General features: G+C 45.4%; 15 protein-coding genes. 1 reads left to right on the top strand and 14 read right to left on the bottom strand.

Annotation, left to right across the window (positions count from 1 at the left end; all coding sequences use genetic code 11):
* Window positions 1–39: 39 nt before the first annotated feature.
* The 13 genes from OW255_RS02470 to OW255_RS02410 all read right to left on the bottom strand — a co-directional run bounded on the left by OW255_RS02470 (window position 40) and on the right by OW255_RS02410 (window position 15,129).
* Window positions 40–471 carry an RbsD/FucU family protein gene (locus tag OW255_RS02470; protein WP_268115519.1) on the bottom strand — a complete coding sequence of 144 codons (432 nt, stop codon included), beginning with the start codon at window positions 469–471 and terminating at the stop codon, window positions 40–42.
* A 55-nt stretch (window positions 472–526) separates the two neighbouring features.
* Window positions 527–1,672, bottom strand: coding sequence for a substrate-binding domain-containing protein (locus OW255_RS02465; RefSeq protein ID WP_268115518.1), 1,146 nt, complete (start codon window positions 1,670–1,672; stop codon window positions 527–529).
* Window positions 1,673–1,724: 52 nt separating this feature from the next.
* The gene (locus OW255_RS02460) at window positions 1,725–2,711 is read right to left on the bottom strand and encodes an ABC transporter permease (protein ID WP_024837480.1); all 987 of its coding nucleotides are present in this window, start codon (window positions 2,709–2,711) and stop codon (window positions 1,725–1,727) included.
* Window positions 2,692–4,215, bottom strand: a complete 1,524-nt coding sequence (locus tag OW255_RS02455) for a sugar ABC transporter ATP-binding protein (protein WP_024837481.1) — start codon at window positions 4,213–4,215, stop codon at window positions 2,692–2,694. The genes OW255_RS02460 and OW255_RS02455 overlap by 20 nt, the downstream gene beginning before the upstream one ends.
* A 124-nt stretch (window positions 4,216–4,339) precedes the next feature.
* On the bottom strand, window positions 4,340–5,314 hold the full coding sequence (locus OW255_RS02450) for a substrate-binding domain-containing protein (RefSeq protein ID WP_268115517.1): 975 nt from the start codon (window positions 5,312–5,314) through the stop codon (window positions 4,340–4,342).
* Complete coding sequence (locus tag OW255_RS02445; protein WP_024837483.1) at window positions 5,301–7,073, bottom strand: cache domain-containing sensor histidine kinase; 1,773 nt, start codon at window positions 7,071–7,073, stop codon at window positions 5,301–5,303. Before OW255_RS02445 ends, OW255_RS02450 begins: the two co-directional genes overlap by 14 nt.
* Window positions 7,051–8,655, bottom strand: a complete 1,605-nt coding sequence (locus OW255_RS02440) for a response regulator (protein ID WP_268115516.1) — start codon at window positions 8,653–8,655, stop codon at window positions 7,051–7,053. Before OW255_RS02440 ends, OW255_RS02445 begins: the two co-directional genes overlap by 23 nt.
* A 171-nt stretch (window positions 8,656–8,826) precedes the next feature.
* A complete protein-coding gene (locus tag OW255_RS02435) occupies window positions 8,827–9,834 on the bottom strand; it encodes an aldo/keto reductase (protein WP_268115515.1) in 1,008 nt (335 codons plus the stop codon).
* Between the two features lie 21 nt (window positions 9,835–9,855).
* Complete coding sequence (locus OW255_RS02430) at window positions 9,856–10,737, bottom strand: aldose 1-epimerase family protein (protein ID WP_268115514.1); 882 nt, start codon at window positions 10,735–10,737, stop codon at window positions 9,856–9,858.
* Between the two features lie 2 nt (window positions 10,738–10,739).
* Entirely contained in the window at window positions 10,740–11,675 is a 936-nt protein-coding gene (gene pfkB / locus OW255_RS02425; protein ID WP_268115513.1) for a 1-phosphofructokinase, read from the bottom strand.
* 9 nt (window positions 11,676–11,684) lie between these two features.
* A complete protein-coding gene (locus tag OW255_RS02420; protein ID WP_024837488.1) occupies window positions 11,685–12,734 on the bottom strand; it encodes a galactitol-1-phosphate 5-dehydrogenase in 1,050 nt (349 codons plus the stop codon).
* Window positions 12,735–12,737: 3 nt separating this feature from the next.
* Window positions 12,738–14,258: a xylulokinase gene (gene xylB / locus OW255_RS02415; protein ID WP_268115512.1), complete on the bottom strand. Its 1,521-nt coding sequence runs from the start codon at window positions 14,256–14,258 to the stop codon at window positions 12,738–12,740.
* Between the two features lie 19 nt (window positions 14,259–14,277).
* Window positions 14,278–15,129 carry a class II fructose-bisphosphate aldolase gene (locus OW255_RS02410; protein WP_268115511.1) on the bottom strand — a complete coding sequence of 284 codons (852 nt, stop codon included), beginning with the start codon at window positions 15,127–15,129 and terminating at the stop codon, window positions 14,278–14,280.
* A 197-nt stretch (window positions 15,130–15,326) separates the two neighbouring features.
* Here OW255_RS02410 and OW255_RS02405 point away from each other — a divergent pair, with 197 nt between their 5' ends.
* Entirely contained in the window at window positions 15,327–16,202 is an 876-nt protein-coding gene (locus OW255_RS02405; RefSeq protein WP_024837491.1) for an AraC family transcriptional regulator, read from the top strand.
* 242 nt (window positions 16,203–16,444) lie between these two features.
* Here the strand turns inward: OW255_RS02405 and OW255_RS02400 are convergent, their stop codons facing one another.
* Complete coding sequence (locus tag OW255_RS02400) at window positions 16,445–17,617, bottom strand: tocopherol cyclase family protein (RefSeq protein WP_268115510.1); 1,173 nt, start codon at window positions 17,615–17,617, stop codon at window positions 16,445–16,447.
* Window positions 17,618–17,681: the final 64 nt, after the last annotated feature.

Below are 17,681 nucleotides of genomic sequence, written 5' to 3'. Positions count from 1 at the left end.
TGTTACAGACTCAGCTTTTTCATTCATTAAAGGGTACGTCTACACAACGCCCTTCTTTAAAATAATATTTGCGTACAATGCCTTCTCCCCTGTCATAATTACCACAGTGGAACGCTCCTTCGTCTTGTCATAAAATTCCCACTTATCAATCTCTTCAAAGCAATCCGCGCCACGCTTGTCATGCTTTGCCACAATCTCCTTATAAGTATCCCAGATAGGAGTTTGGCAGTCATCTCCTGCGACTACACCCATCAAAGTGACCGGGTGGTCCACGTAGGTATCAAGAGGGAATAGTGTAAGGATGGCATCCAGTATTTCCGGTACTCCGTGTCCATCCATGCGGATGACCTTTTTTCCATAAGTATGGCCGGGGAAATTTCCGTCTCCGATGGTCAGTTCATCGGTATGGCCCATTTCGCATAATACTTTTAATAACTCGGGACTGATGATTGGTGGTATTCCTTTTAACATAAAGTTCTCCTTCTTCTCCAATAGCGCTCTTCTTTAAAAGAAGAGCGCTGATTTTTTAATCGTATAAGTTCTGTGAAACCTCACTGCTGTCCAAATTGTCCTTGTTGTACCACTGGCTGCCGGTATCTACGTCAGTTACCTTTTCACCTTTGGCAGCTGCAACAGCAAGTTTTACGGTCTGATAGCCGATTTCTACAGGAGCCTGGGTAACTGCACCAGCCAGTTTGCCTGTTTTGATTCCGTCTTTGATCATGGTTCCAGAGTCAAACGCAACGCCGATTACATCTTTTCCAAGTCTTCCTAAGTTCTCATCACCTGTTAAAAGACCTTCTCCAGTCTTTTGGTTGGAAGCGAAGATACAAATAGTATCGTCTTTATTTAAGATGGTCTGAGCATCCGTTGTCATAAGAGAAGCCTCAACCTTAGAAGGAACGGCTACGTCAAGAATGACATCTGCCTTATCTCCCTTATCTGCTTTTGCATCGCTTACAAACTTATCGTTACCGGTAATGCATACGGTCTTTCCGTCTGCCTTAATTAACTCTGTCAGCTTATCAATAAAGCCAAGGCCACGGTTTATGATAGACTCTGAGGTTGCATCCTGGTTTAACACACCGATTCTAACGCTGGAGGTAGCTTTTGCAATCTGGTCCTTGATTAACGGATATGTGTTCTCAGCTGCCACTTCTCCTGCCTTGTAATTATCGGTAGCTGCATTGGCTACAACAGCTCCTTCTGGTGCGTTTGGTACACCGGAGTCAAATCCTACGATGGGGATCTTTGCATCCTGGGAAGTTTTAATGCTGTCGTTTAATGCGGATACATCCAAAGCTGCCAGGCCGATGGCTGCCGGCTTCATCTGTACTGCATTGTTCATCATCTGAACCTGCTGTGCAATGTCGGATTCGGAATCTGGGCCCTGGTATTCCAGCTTTACGCCCAGTTCCTTGGAAGCTTTTTCTGCTCCCTTATAAACGGCCTGCCAGTACTGAGACTGGAAGCCCTTTGCTACCATGTAAATTGTTACATCCCCGTTATTTTCTGCCCCTTTTGTCTCCGCTGCCTCACTGGATTTTCCTTCTGCTGTGGTTCCAGCCGGCTCGGTCTTTCCTTCATTTGAAGTTGTTTTGCTTGTGCAGCCTGCCATTAAGGATGCCACCATAGCTGTTGTCAATAAAACGCCCCATACATTTTTTTTCATTGAAATACTTCCTCCTTCATTTTATGTGGAATCTTTTAAATCACTACGCCTGTCAGTTCTTTTTCCGGTTTCTATATACATCTGCAAAGACTGCTACGATTAGCACCAGTCCGGTTGCTACCTGCTGGTAATGGGTCTGTAATCCTACAAAGGGAAGACCAGTCTTTAACACGGAGATGATGAACACACCGATCATGGTTCCGGCTATGGTTCCGATTCCTCCTGACATGGAGGTTCCTCCGATCACCACACCTGCGATAGCGTCCATCTCAAAGCCGGCTCCGCCGCCTGGTAAGAGAGTGGAGTAAATGGTGGAGTAAGCCAGTCCAGCAATGCCTGCAAAGGTACCGCTGATGATGTAGGCAATGATTAAATATTTATCTACGTTGACACCGGATAATCTGGTTGCTTCCTTGTTGCTTCCAAGGGACAGGATATAGCGGCCTGTTTTTGTCTTATTCATCACGATTGCCATAATAACAGCTGCTGCTATGAGGAATAAAAAACCTGTTGGGATTAAAAGACCGCTTTCTGTCTTGATTTTAAATATGGCACGGTACCAGCCCTCTGGGTCTGATCCTGATTTCCAGGTCACGGACTGAGCTGATGTGATAATAGAACCGATTCCTTTGGAAAGCATCATGGTACCCAGGGTCGCAATAAAGGGAGGAAGCCCCAACTTTGCCACCAAAAGCCCGTTCATAACTCCGAACAAGGTACCGATTAAGATACAGATGATAATAACAAGCCAAATGGGAAATCCCAGGTTTACGCTTAAGTAACCAGCCACCAGACCAGACATGGTCAGTACGGTACCGATGGAAAGATCGATTCCCCCAGTTGCAATAACAAAACAGATTCCAATGGCCATAAATCCAATGTAATAGGATGCGTCAAAAATGTTGACCATGGTGTTATAAGTGGCAAATCTGGGATTCATGATTCCAAACGCCACATAGAGTACGATAAGTGCCAGCAATGCTACCAGCCTCTGGGTACCTATCGCTTTGATGAGCGGATTATTTTTCAGTTTTTCCATTGTTGCCCTCCTGGTTTCTCAAAGTAGCTGCAGCCATAATTCGTTCCTGTGATACCTCTTCAATGGGGATTTCCCCGGTAATGCGCCCTTCGCACATGACCAGAACCCGATCACTCATTCTTAAAATCTCTGTCATCTCCGAGGAAATCATGATAATGGATTTTCCCTGCTTGACCAGTTCATTCATTAAATGGTAAATCTCGCTTTTTGCGCCTACATCAATTCCCCTTGTAGGTTCATCAAAGATTAAAATATCACAGTTTCTAATAAGCCATTTGGCAATAACCACCTTCTGCTGGTTTCCTCCTGATAAGTTCACCACAAGCTGGTCTACGGTTGGAGTTTTGGTATTTAAAAGCTTTACATAGCTTTCTGCTTCCTTACGCTCCTTTTGCTTGTCAATGAAAATACCCTTCATAAATGAGGACAACGCTGACATGGAAGAGTTTTCGGCTACGGATTTTTGAACCACGAGACCAAACCGTTTCCGGTCCTCTGACAGATAACCAATTCCATGGTTTACTGCATCCTCTGTGGTCTCAATCTCCACCCGTTCTCCATTAATGTAGATTTCTCCTCCATCCTTTTTATCTGCTCCGAAGATGGCTCTGGCCGTCTCGGTTCTGCCTGCTCCCATGAGTCCGGAAAAGCCCAGGATCTCACCTTTTCTAAGTTCAAAACTTACATCCTTCACCATCTTACCGGCGGTCAGATGCTCTACCTTTAATACCACCGGCGCGTCCTCTGATACGCTGCTGGTCTGTTTTGGGTCTTCATAGATCACACGGCCCACCATCATATTGATGATGTCATCCTTTGTGCTGTCCTTCGTTACTAAGGTTCCCACATAGGTTCCGTCCCGCATGACCGTTACCCGGTCTGTAATCACCTTGATTTCGTCCATACGGTGGGAAATATAAACAATCCCCAATCCCTTTTGTTTTAAATCCCTTATGATCTTAAAGAGCTCCTCAATCTCTGACTCCGTCAGTGCGGCGGAAGGCTCATCGAATACCATGAGCTTTGCTTCTCTTGAGATGGCCTTTGCAATCTCGCACATCTGCTGCCGTCCTACGGTTAAGTTTCCCATGACCTCAGAGGGGTCAATATCAATGTTTAACCGGTCAAACAGCTTCCTTGCCTCTTTGTTCATGAGAGAATCGTTTATAAATCCGCCTGTCATCATCTCACGGCCGATAAATAAATTCTGGGCCACGGTTAAGTGGTTCATCATATTTAACTCCTGATGGACGATGGCAATTCCGGCATCCTGTGCTTCTTTTGGAGAAGTAAATTCCACTTCTCTTCCTTCAAATGTAATGGTTCCGGAGTCCTTTAGATAAATCCCCGTAAGGATTTTCATGAGAGTTGATTTACCGGCCCCGTTCTCTCCCATAAGCGCATGGACCTCGCCTCCATTGACTTCCAGATCCACGTGGTCCAAAGCATGTACACCAGGAAAGGACTTATCGATTCCCTTCATTCTCAGCATAACACTGCCCACATTCTCACTCTCCGCTTCTTTTTAAATTGAGCCTTGTATCCTGCTCTGATGATACCATTATATCTTTGAGAAACCTCTGGTAACATAGAGTATCTTACAAAAAAAGAAGAGGATTTTACTTTCTTTAGAACGGAAACAGAAGCTTCTGGTTCTCATCGGTATAGATATTGTCTACGGTGATAACTTCTGTGTCACAGTATATGTTTTTCTCCATTTTCTTTCCCCTCACTGACTCCACCGCAGTCTGGATTCCCAGGTAGCCCATGTTAAATGGCTTCTGGACGATCAGGGTGTCTATGATTCCCTCCTCTAAATACTTGATGCCTTCAATATCATTATCAAATCCCACGATATGGACTTCCTTGTTTAAATTCATTTCCTTGATGGCTCTGGCTACGCCTACGGTTGAATAAAGGTTCAGACCTGCAATCAGGTTAATATCCGGATGTTCTTTCATCAGCTCCTTTGTCTTTTCATAGGCCTGTTTATAGTCAGAATTGCTGTAGAGGACAGCTTCAATCCTGTCCCCATACTCCCCCAGCCCCTCCCTCAGCCCTTCCTCCCGTTCCATGGCAGTGGAGGAGCCTTTGACGTGGGATACTATGGCTATCTTCGTCTCCTTATTCACATAGGTTTTCATGTTCTTTCCCATCTGAAGCCCGGCATTCCGGTTGTTTGTGCCGATATAGGTCTCTTCTATATCTTCATCAATTTTGGAATCAATGAGAATGAGTTTAATGCCTGCATTTTTTATCTTTCTGACGCTGTCTGTCATTTCCGAATACTGTATGGGGGCAAGGGCAATGGCATCCGGCTTCATCTTCACCGCTTCTTCGATGAACCTCTTTTGCTGCTGGTAATCATTTTCCTCCTCAGGAGCCAGTATGGTTAGGTCTGCCTGATACTCCTTTCCTGCACTTTTGGCACCGGATATCATGGACATCCAGAAGTCATTGGTCTTATCCTGTACCTTTGGGATAAATACAATTTTGACGGTCTTTTTCTGCCGGAATTCCTCCAGCTGAAACACCATGGACAGGAAAACGACCGATAATAAAAAGAATGTAAGGAGCATTAGCCCGTTTTTATGTCTCTTCATCAGTCTCCTCCATGCGTTTGAAAGGAATGGTCACAGTGACGGTCGTCCCCCGCCCCTCTTCACTTTCCACGAAAAGTCCGTAGTCCGGCCCATAATGCATCTTAAGGCGGTCTTCAATATTCTTCATACCAACGCCATTATGGCGTTTGTCAGAAACTTTCTCCTTAAATACAGAGGCCAATGCTTCCTTTGACATGCCAATTCCATCATCCTGGATTTTAAGAATAACGAAATCTCCCTCCCGTCCTCCGGTAATGATGATGTTGCCCTGGGTGGTCTTGTATTTTAAGCCATGGTATAAGGCATTTTCCACCAGGGGCTGAAGCACCAGCTTCACAATGGCGCATTCCATCACATCTTCATCCACTAAAATGCGAAATGCTACCTTGTCCTTATATCTCATCTGCTGAATCAGCAGATAATTCCTGGTGTACTCCAATTCCTGCCATACGCTCACATATATCTTTGAGTTTCCAATAGCTTGCCGGAAAAAACGGGCAAGGACTGAGGTCATCTTAATGGCCTGACTTAAGTCCTCGGTTTCAATGAGCCAGATGATGGAGTCCAGGGTATTATAAAGAAAATGAGGGTTAATCTGGGACTGGAGGGCTTTTAGCTCGCTTTTTCGCTTCTCTGCCTGCTCTTTCCGGTTATTCTTCATCAGCTCCTCAATGCGTTCCGTCATTTTGTTAAAGGACCGGGTCAGGCTGGAGATTTCATTCTCCCCCCCTGTGTCAATATAGACCTGTTCAAACTTTCCCTGCTGCACCTCCTTCATGGCCGCCTGGAGCTGCTTGATTGGTCTTGTGATTCTGGCAGATAACAACACAGCCAGGATGCTGGCAAAGAGAATGAGTGTGCAGGCGGTCCCGATGTACATGGCCCTGACCTCTTTTTCATCTCCCGCCAGCTCTGAGGTGTAGACCACTCCTACAATGGTCCACCCGGTCTTATTCGAATGAAACGGGGTGTAGATCTTATTCTCCCCATTTTCATCGGTGTGGGAAATGCTGGTTCCTCCGTTTGATACCTCTTTTAAAAGCTCCTTTTTCACCCCGCTTAAAATCAGCTGCTGCTGGGGGTGGTAAACGATCTCACCCTTTCGGTCAATGATATATACATAGCCTTTGTTTCCCAGGGTGATGGATTCGCATAGGTCATTGATTACATCATAATTTAAGTCAATGACAAGAAGCCCCTCCACCTTACCAGTTTCAGGGTTTGTGATTCCACGGCTTAAGGTTACCACCCATTTATAATCGTCCTTTACCAGATTCTGAACATGGGAGGAGGAAATTAAGATTCCGCTTCCCTCTTTTCTGGCATCCAGATACCACTCCTTTTGTGCCAGCCTTGACCTTAAGTTTAAAATATCGGTGCCATTGTTAATAAAATACCTTCCGTTGTCTCCCAAAACAGCAATGTTGTAAATATCCGTCCTGGCATGAAGAATGGTCTGAAAGGCCTCCTTTAAATCACTTCCCGTCTCTTTGGTATCCTGATCAAACAGGTAGCTGGTCATATCCCGGTTGCTCATAACCACCTGAGAGATATTCTCCATATAGTCAATGTAATTTTCAATATTAAAATTGACCTGTTCAATGAGCAGACGGCTGTTCTTTTTGGAATTCTCCGTCAGATTGTTTTTTGTATACCGAATGGAAAAGAACATAAAAACCGTGACCGTAAGTAGAACCAGAAGTGAAAAGTAGATAATCATGCTGGTTCTTATGCTTTTAAACCTGATTCTGGCTTTCATAGGTCCCTTTCCGGTTCATCCTTGTTCTTACATAGTCCCGGGGCGTCATATGGGTGGTTCTCTTAAAGATGTTGCTGAAATAATTGGCATCGCTGTAGCCGCATTTTTCTGCGATCTCATAAGTTCTTAAGGACGTATTTTCCATTAATTCCATGGCCTTTTCCATTCGCTTTTTGGTAAGGGCTTCTACAAAGGTCATACCCGTGTAGTTTTTAAAGGCAGAACTGAAATAGCTGACGCTGATGGCCAGCTTTTCGCATATTTCCTGAAGGGAAAGGTCACAGTCCCCGTAGTGGCTGTTGATATATTCCAGAGCAGCGATTGCCTGATGATCTCCGTAATTGCCCCGGTTGCTGTTCATGAGCTCAACAGCCATTTGAAAGAACTCCAGCACCTTTTTCTCCATCTCCGAAATATAGGTACATCCAAATAGCCCGGAGATGATTTCCTGCTCCTTTAATAAAAAGGCATCATCTACAATATTAAGCCGCTCAAAGAAATTCATTACGGCAAGTATTAAGCTTTGGTATAGGACGACTACCTTATTCTTAGGAATCCATCTGACTCTGCATTCCCTTCGGATGCTAGTGATCTCTCTTTGTACCTCCTCAGACAAGTTGCTTCTGACTGCAAGTACGATTCGCTTTTCCCGGTCATTTTCACAGATCATGCCCTGAGCACTCAGCTTGTATTTCTGATATTTGTCCCATTCATAGATACCCTGATCCCGCTCCAGGTAAATATATTCCTTTAATTCCATGGCTTTTTCATAAGAAAAGCCGATTCCTCCCAAGCGGAATACGCATGTCCCGATTAAGGAAAATACGGGAGTGTGAAACTCATGTTCCACCCATCTGGCGGCTGCTTCGCAGATGAAAGCCATATCCTTTTTTAGTTCTGAGCTATTTTTCTTCTTCACATAGAGAATAATATTATGATCATCCCCTTCAAAGGAGAGGACATCCTCTCCTGCCTCTCTGGCAATGAGAGAAGCCATATGTGACAGCTCCTTTTTATCCGGATGTATCCTTGGATATAACAGAGCTACGCAGTAGCATTCCCCCTGAAAATCAATGTGAAATTCCTTAAGCTTCTCTTCAATCCCCTCCTCATAAAATCTCCCTTTGGAAAGCTCTAAGAGAAACTGGTTCTTTAACAGGGGATAGCTTCCTTCATAATAAGTCCTGACCTGGAAATTGGCCTCCTCACTATCCAGGATTTTCTTTGCTTCTTCTAATTTTTCAATCAGTTCCACAGAAGTTACCGGCTTTAACACGTAAGAAAGAACGCGGTATTCCACCGCCTTCTTTGCATATTCAAACTCATCGTAGCCGGTAATAATCACTACTTTTGTTCTTTTCTCATTTTCATAAAGATATTTTGCAAGCTCCAGACCATCCACATACGGCATACAAATATCAGTCAGCACAAGATCCACCGGCTGCCTCTCCATAAATTCGATGGCTTCTTTTCCATTCTCACAAGTCCCCTTAAGCTCGTACCCCAAAGATTCCCACGGTATTCTTTGAGAAATCCGCTCCCTGATCAGAATCTCATCATCTACCAACAATACCTTATACATAACTATCTCCCCTAATCCAATGAATGCTGCTGGTCCGCGTTGCATCGTTACTGTTATTTGTGCACTTTATACAATTATACACGTTTTTTAGAAAAGAAAATAGTATTTATTCCAAAATCCCTGAAGTTACCAAAGGGCGCTTCAGGGATTTTGATTTTCTTATATGTTCTGTTATTTTACGATAAATCCTTCTTCATCCCAAAGGTCATGCCAGTCATTGGCACCTTCCCAAAGGAATACCTGGCCTTTTACCAGACGGTTATTCCGCTCTAAGGTAGCTATCTTTGCCATCTCATCTTCTGTCAGCGGGTCTTCTGTCATTGCCTTTAAGTTACTTACGTATTCCATCTCATGAATGGAGAACGGAATGGGGATCTGGCCTCTCTGACGTGCCCATTTCAGTGCGATTACTGCCGGGTGAACGCCATGAGCTGCTGCGATTTCCTTCATCTCCGGTGTCTGTAAATCAGCCACATCCTCTGGGCACATATCACGCTCTGGTCTCTGAGGAGAGCCTAATGGCATAAAGCCGATGGGCTGAATCTTGTGAGCAACCAGATAATCAAACAGTTCTTTTTGCTGGAAGCAAGGGTGAAGCTCCATCTCGCAGGCAGCCGGCATTACCTTCATATGAGGAAGAACGGCTTCCAGCTTTGGTATGGTCATGTTGGAAATACCGATATTGCGGATTAAGCCCTGCTCCAGCAGTGCCTCACACTGGCGGTAGGTCTTTAAAAACTCTTCCGGGCTGAATGGTCTGGAATCAGGATTTCTGGAATCTACGTCACAATGTGGTGCATGGTAGTTTGGAAATGGCCAGTGGATAAAGAACATATCGATATAATCGCACTGTAAATCAACGATACTCTTTTTACAGGACTCCTCCACTCTGTCATGCATATCATTCCAGACCTTCGTCATGATGAATAAATCCTTACGCTCCACAACGCCTTCTTTAAAAGCATCTGCAAATACTTCTCCGATCTGGTCTTCATTGCCATAGCAGGCGGCACAGTCAAACATGCGGTAGCCGCAGCGAATGGCTCCTGCCACTGCGCCAGATACTTCTTCCGGGGTAAACCGGTCGGAACCAAAGGTTCCCATTCCCACACAGGGAATCTCCTCACCAGTATACAGTGTTACTTTTGGAACGATAGATGGTTCAATGAATGATTTCATATTTATGTTCTCCTTCTCTTTTTAAATGATGGAAATCTTATATTCCAGCTGTTTTTCTTCCCCAGGTTTTAATGACATGTGATTTCTCTTATGTTCCAATACATCATCTTCGTCACTGCACGTGGAAAGTCCGGTCCAGGGCTCCAGGGCAACAAAGGGGCCATGATTGGCTGAGGACCATATAACCAGGTAGGGGAAGCCGTCAAAGGAAAGCTCCACTCCCTGCTTTTTTTCCTTGTGACGAAGGGTTACTTTTCTTGAAGATATCCGGTCAAATATAACAGAGTCCTGTTCAAAGAGCTGATGACTTAAGGGAAGATTTCTCTTATTCCAGGAAAGAAAGGTCCGGTTCTCCATATCAATAAGTCCGGTTCTCGTATCTGGTGTGGGGTTTGATGCTTCTTCCTCTTTTTCAAACAGGATTTCATACTCTTCGTACGCTTCGCCCGGCTCCAGGGGACAACGAAAGGCAGGGTGGCCTCCAATGAAACATGGCATATCCTCTGTTCCCGTGTTTTTAATGCCGTACCGGACGGTAACTTCGTTGTTCTTTAGTAAGTAGGTTATGGTCAGCACAAAGGGAAATGGGTATTGGTCGAGCATATGGGGCGTAGATGATATGGAAAAGGTTATATCATCATCTGTGAAGGATTCCAGTTCAAATTCTTCCTTACGGACGATTCCGTGCCTTGGCATCCGGACTTCCTTTCCGCTTTTCGTTACTGCCCTTTCGTCTCTTAAGCTCCCGCAGATGGGAAACAGTACTGGGGCCTGACCGCTCCAGTATTTGGGGTCCCCCTGCCATAAGTATTCCAGGCCTGCTTCGTTCTTTATGGAGGTGAGTGCTCCTCCCTTTTTCGTGAAGGTAACCGTCAGGTGCTGATTCTTTAATACATAATCCATGGCTACTCCTCCAATCTTGTGATTGTAATCTCCGGCAGAAGCTTTTCCATATCTTCCATTCGGAAATATCCGGTCTCTTCCCGTAAGGCGGAGGCGGCAGAGATTGCGCTGGCTTTCTTTAGAATCTCTTCCATGGGAAGATTTTCTTTAAGGCCAAGAGCAAATCCGGCTATCATGGAATCGCCGCAGCCCACCGTATTCACCGCATGAATCTTTGGCACCCTGGCCCGGTAGACTCCTGAGTCACATACCACAAAGGAGCCTTCCGCCCCAAGGGAAACGGCTACGATCTCTACCCCCTGGCTGTGAATCTTTTTGGCTGCTTCCACCATATCATCAAGGCTGTCACAGTTGTTTCCGGTAAGCATACGGATTTCATCCAGATTGGGCTTAATCATGGTGGGGCATGCTAAAATTCCCATCTTAAGAAGATTTCCGCTGGTATCTAAAATCACCTTTTTCCCTGCTTCCTTTACAAGCCTTACCATAGTCTGATACGCGGTTCCGTCAAGTCCCTTAGGAACACTTCCTGATATGGCAACTACCTCGGCATCGTTTATTAATGTCTGAAACAGCTTTAAAAATCCCTGAAACTCGTCTTCCTTTACTAAAAATCCAGGCTCTAAAAATTCAGTCTGTATCTCCTTTTTTCCATCCCAGATGTTGATACAGGTGCGGCTTTCGTTTTCCAGGTGGTAAAATGCACTGGTAATACCAAGAGGCTTTAAGGCAGTTTCAATATACTGTCCCGCATGACCTCCGAGGAATCCCGTTGCCACCACCTGACCTCCTGCGATGACGGCTGGCTTTGAGACATTTAAGCCCTTGCCGCCTGGTGTATAGGTACACTCTGCCACACGGTTGACCTCGCCCTCCTGAAACCCATGGACCACATATCGTTTGTCAATGGCAGCGTTTAATGTAACGGTAAGTATCATAAGGGCCTCCTATTCCTCGTTCATCAGCAATACTTTTCCCTTTACAAGCCCTGGGGTCTTAAACATCTGGAAGGCCTCCTGTGCCTGACTCATGGGCATTTTTTTAAAGATGAAACCAGGATCGAATTTTAACTGGCCTGTGGCAAAATAATGTGCTGTAAGCTTCCATTCCTTCCCCGGAAATGGAGAGCTGTAGGACATCCAGGAACCGGTCAGCTTAAATTCCTTGCGGTTCATATTTTCCCACATAGCAGGGGTGAAGGATAAATCCACATGAGGAGTTCCGATAAAGCATACGTTGGCTTTGTTGGAAGCCAGCTCAAAGGCCATATGCATGGTTGGTACCTGACCTGCGGTCTCAAAGACAAAGGCAAAGCCTTTTCCTTCGGTCAGCTCCAGGGCTTTTTCTTTATAGCCCTCCAAAGAGGTGTTAATGACTTCATCTGCGCCAAGACGTTTTGCCAGAGAGAGACGCTCTTCACTGATGTCGAATACCACCACCTTTTTTGCTCCGAAAATCTTGGCCCACTGCATGGTGAACATGCCGATGGTACCTCCGCCTAAGACTGCGGTGTATTCTCCGCCTTTATAATCATTTTGAAAGAGGCCGTGAAGGGCTACGGTAGACGGCTCAAACATGGCACCCTGCTCATAGGAAATGCTTTTGTCAAAGGCAACCGCATTCTGCTCCGGGATTACCACGTATTCCGCATTGCTTCCCTGCTGTCTGGAGCCGATAAAGCTATAGTGTCTGCAAAGGGAGAAATTTCCGTTCTGGCAGTCATCGCATTTCATGCAGGGGATTAAGGGCGCTCCGGAAACCCGGTCTCCCGGCTTTACTGATGTAACGCCTTCTCCTACTTCCACCACATCACCGGAAAATTCATGGCCCAGAACTATGGGGTAAAAATGAACTCCGTGATGGAGCACTCTTGGTATATCAGAGCCGCAGATTCCAGAAGCCTTTACTTTAATCTTTACCAGTCCCGGTAAAACCTGTGGTTCCTCGTAATCCATGTATTTTACATCTTCATTGGCACATACAACTGCTGCTTTCATGGTCTATTGCTCTCCTTCCTCACTCATCATATCTTTCAAGTTTTCATATAAGCTGCGATACATTTTATAATTCCTGTCATAGACCTCCCGGTCTGCCTGATTGGGCACGTGATACCGTTTATTTTCCACGGTCATCTTAACCGCCTCTTCAAAATCCAGATACATACCAACGCCCACTCCTGCTAACATGGCGGCACCCAGTGTGGTTGCCGTATCCGAGGAAGGAACTACAATGGGCTTTCCAGTGATGTCCGACTTAATCTGGGTCCATAACAGGGAGTTTGCAGAACCGCCCATGGCTCTTAGCACATCCACCTCTGCGCCTGCTTCCTTTGCTACATCTAAGTTATGCTTTAAGGACATGGCAACCCCTTCCATAGCTGCCCGGATAAAATGACCCTTTGTCTTTCCAAAGTCAAGCCCGTAAAAGACTCCCTTTGCATTCGGGTCCCAGATGGGGGAGCGCTCACCAGCCATATAAGGCAGGAACACCAATCCATCGCTTCCAGGATTCACCGCCTGAGCCAGATGGTTGAAAAGGTCTAACGAGCTTTTTCCGGTTTTTCGGCCTTCTTCTCTCTCATAATCAGCAAATTCCTTTTCCAGCCAACGCATGACTCCGCCGCCTCCGGTGGTTCCGCCCTGTAACAGCCATTTCCCAGGAACTACATGATAGCTTAAGATCAGCCTTTCGTCGGCCTTGTAGCTGTCAATGCAGATACTCATGCCTCCGGCCTGACCGCCCTGCTCCTGGGTTTCTCCTGTATGGATCACTCCGGCCCCCAGGGTTCCGCAGGCTGCATCAAGACCGCCTGCCACTACCGGAATTCCTGCCAAAAGACCGGATTCCTTTGCCGCCTCTTCGGTCACGGTTCCAATCACATCATGACAGGAATAAATGTCAGGAAGGATATGAGACGGAATTCCTAGGGCCTCACACATTTCCTTATTCCAGGTCCCGGTATGCATGTCAAAACAGTGGAGTCCATACCCCTGGGAAATATCCTGGGTCATATGGCCGGTCAGCTTAAATCCAATGTAGCTGTTGGACTGGAGAATCTTATCTATGTTTTCAAACACCTCTGGCATATGTTCTTTATACCAGAGTATCTTAGCTGTGGTGTAAGACGGCTGTAAGGAGTTTCCGGATAACTGGAAGATTCGTTCTGCTCCCACCGTTTCATTTAAGTCCCTGCAGATGGAAAATGCTCTGGTGTCCATCCAGATGGGAGTGTTTGTGAGAACCTTTCCTTTCTTATCTACGGCAATGGCTGACCAGCTCTGTCCGTCGATTCCGATTCCGGCAATGTCCTCCGGATTCACAATGGATTTTGCGAACATCTCTTTCATGGTACTGCAGATGACTCTCCACCATTCCTCCGGGTCCTGCTCCGCCCAGCCTGGCTGGGGATAATAGACCTCATATTCCCCGGCTGCTGAATCAATGACCGTTCCTTCTCTGTTAAATACAGCGATCTTACAGGCACTTGTGCCTATGTCTATCCCCAATAAATATGGCTTCATTATCCCCTCCATCAAACAATCAGCGGGCTTTCTGGTCACAGCCGCAAACAAGCATGCGGCCCTTTACAAATTCCTTTACCGCTTCCATACCGGCGATGCCAAGCTTTTTAGGATCAAAGAGCTCCGGGTCTTCTGCTAAGAGCTTCTTTCCTGCTCCTGTATATACCACTCTCAGCTCCGTTGCAAAGTTAACCTTACACATTCCTCTTTGTACGCATTCCTTTACATCCTCATCGCTTAACCCGGAAGCTCCGTGAAGAACAAGAGGAATGGATACCAGCTTTTTCACCTCTGTGATCCGCTCTTTATCAAGGACTGGCTTATTGGCATAAAAACCATGAGCCGTTCCAATGGCAACTGCAAGGGAGGTGACTCCTGTCTTTTCTACGAATTCCTTTGCCTGCATGGGGTCGGTATTGGTATCTTCCTCGACCTCTAAATCATCCTCCTTACCGCCTACCTTGCCAAGCTCTCCTTCTACAGGAATTCCGCAGGCCTTAGCTGCGTCAGCTGCCTGCTTGGTCAGCCTGATATTCTCTTCAAACGTTTCGTGGGAACCATCGAACATGACGGAGGTGTATCCGGCACGAATGGCCTTAAGTACCAGCTCATAGCTGCTGCCATGATCCAGGTGAAGACAAACCGGAACCGTTGCCTTTTTGGCTTCTGCGGAAGCCATAGCCTTAAAGGTTTCCAGCGTGCCGTACCGAACGGTTGAGGGAGTGGTCTGAAGCATCACAGGGGCACGAAGCTCTTCTGCCGCTGCCACCACAGCCTTTAACATTTCCATATTTTCTACATTAAACGCCCCTACGGCATAGCCGCCCTTTTGGGCATCCAGTAACATTTGTTCTGACGTAACCAATGGCATATCTTTTTCCTCCTTAAGATCAGGTGATTGTTAAGTTCCTCATATGTTCATTATACCGGAACCAGATTAGAAAATTAGAGGATAAACAGACATAGACACTGGGTGCATGTCGTGTTATCGAACATTCCTTGACTTGTGCTTTTTTTGCTGGTAAAGTAAGATTGTATGAAGAGAAAAACAAGACAGGGAGGAAAGACATGAGAACAGGCTATAAGGATTTGAATATCAAGACAACCATTAACGATACTACCTTTTTGGTCCTGAATATTGTGTATGAACGCTTCCTTAAGTCCATGCCAAAACACAGCCATGGTAATAACAGCTACGAGCTTCATTACATTCCTTATGGACATGGAAAGGTAAGCATCGACGACCAGATTTATAACATCACTCCAAATACTCTCTACATGACAGGCCCTCACATCGAGCACGAGCAGATTCCTGTTAAGAATGATCCTATGACCGAGTATTGTATCTATTTTAAAATTCAAAAGAACAGCTCTCACCCGGCTCCTGATGTGGATACGGTGGCGTATAAATTTGAAAAGACCCACTTTTGGTTCGGACAGGATACCCAGGAGCTTTACCCCTTAATGCAGCAGATTTTTTTTGAACTGGAGCACCGGTATACGGGCTACATGATTCAGGTGGAGGCACTCTTGCAGCAGTGCCTGGTGAAGATCGTCAGAAATTATGAAAACAGGACCCAGTCAAAGTCCCATTTCTCTCCTTCCAATCTGGTGGACAGCAAGTATATCATTGTGGAGGAATGCTTCCTCTATGAATATGAGACCATCACCCTTGAGATACTTTCCGAACGGCTAGGACTCAGCATCCGGCAGACGGAGCGGTTTTTAAAGGAGTATTACGGAAAGACGTTTCTTCAGAAGAAAACAGAAGCTAAGATGTCTATGGCTAAGATATATTTGAATGATGATACGATTAATATTTCGGAAATTGCTGACCGCTTGAATTACTCTTCGATTCAGCATTTTTCCTACGCATTTAAACAGTATTACGGGATTACCCCTTCCAATTACCGGAAGAATAATAAAATAGCTGAGAGGTCATAAAGATTAGAATAGGCCGGAAGATGAGGAGCAGTTTCACTGCAAACGAATAATATATAAAAATCGCATAAAAAAAGAGAAGGTGCAGCTTTCATAGATAATTATTGGCTATGAGAGCTGCACCTTCTTATGTTTACATAAATATAAAATATAATTTAATAAAAACTTGGAACTGGAGATTGTGTTATTTATCAACCAAAAAAACTAATTAAAAAGCCGGGAGACATCCTATCAACGAAACTCCCTTACGCCTCGTACTGTCCGTTTTCCTCATTCTCTCCATATTTATCATGGTTGCCGTATTCCCCATATTCACATCCAGCGTTCTTAAATTCAATATGGTCGATGAGAACTTTCTCCTTCCCTTTCTTGTGATACAACCGAATGGTCCCATATCCGGTTCCACCATTCCAAAGCCGGTTATGAAGTTTTTTCCCATTGGGTGCTTCATAATTAATGAGAAGCATTTCATCTGCCTTGCAACGCAGGGTCAATTCCAGTAGAGAGGTATGGTTCTGGGCTCTTATCTTCCAGGTATGATACCTGGTTCCTTCCTGGAACTTAAAATCCACCCGGGAACCGGTCCAGAATTTGGAGAAGTTATAATCATACATCTTTCCTTCGTAGTAAAATCCTCCCAATAGTTTCCGGTTCAGAGAATATCCCCAGACTTTTGGTTTTCCGCCTCCGAATTCCACAGCGGAATTTGTTAATGCCTTTCCGGTTGTCATACTCTTCATGTTACTGCTGCTGATCCATAGCCAGGGAGAGGTAAAATCAGCTCCCCAGTTCTTGTCTGCATACCCATAAGATCTGTCTTCAATTACATCATAGGCTTCTCCGTCCAGTATGACTTCTCCGGAATACTCCGCTTTGATTCCTTCCGCGTGCCAGAACATTTCAAAGGCATGGAGCCAGCGAAATGGTGCACTTGCCCCGTACCCGGCATGATAGGCTACTTTTTTATGAATCGCCAGGTTCCAGCTCATTTCTCCGGCGTCACTCATGTATTCCGGGTGATCCTTTGCCTGTTCTTTTGTAACCTTAACTCTGCCTTTTATCCGCTGTTCTGTCAGGAGGCTGGCTCCTATTTTTATGTTTAATTGTTTGTTTGAGTATGAGAACTGAGAGATGGGATAAAAATTATGAATCTGCCGTGCATCCTTTCCCCAGGTCCCTGCCTTTAGCATGGCATAGGAGGGACGGACACCGGCAGCCTGATGTTCTGGCAGCTGCCCCAACACCGGATAATCCTGACCCAGCTTTGGATTGCATACGAAATACTCTATAAAAAACGCTTTCGCCTCACCGGTTTTCCGATGATATCCGGTGAAATTATGCCACCACCAATCATATCCCTTTTTCCCAAGAGCACCTGTTAACATAAATCGGTCCCTTTTTAAATCACTTTTATTCATTGCTGGCACCACCTTTCTCTGGCCAATGCAAATCTTATTGTCATCTAATCATAAGTATGAATGA

Source organism: Lacrimispora xylanolytica, from assembly GCF_026723765.1.
Taxonomy (GTDB): domain Bacteria; phylum Bacillota; class Clostridia; order Lachnospirales; family Lachnospiraceae; genus Lacrimispora; species Lacrimispora xylanolytica.
Note: the sequence above shows the minus strand (reverse complement) of the source record. Positions and strands in the feature narration are given on the sequence as shown.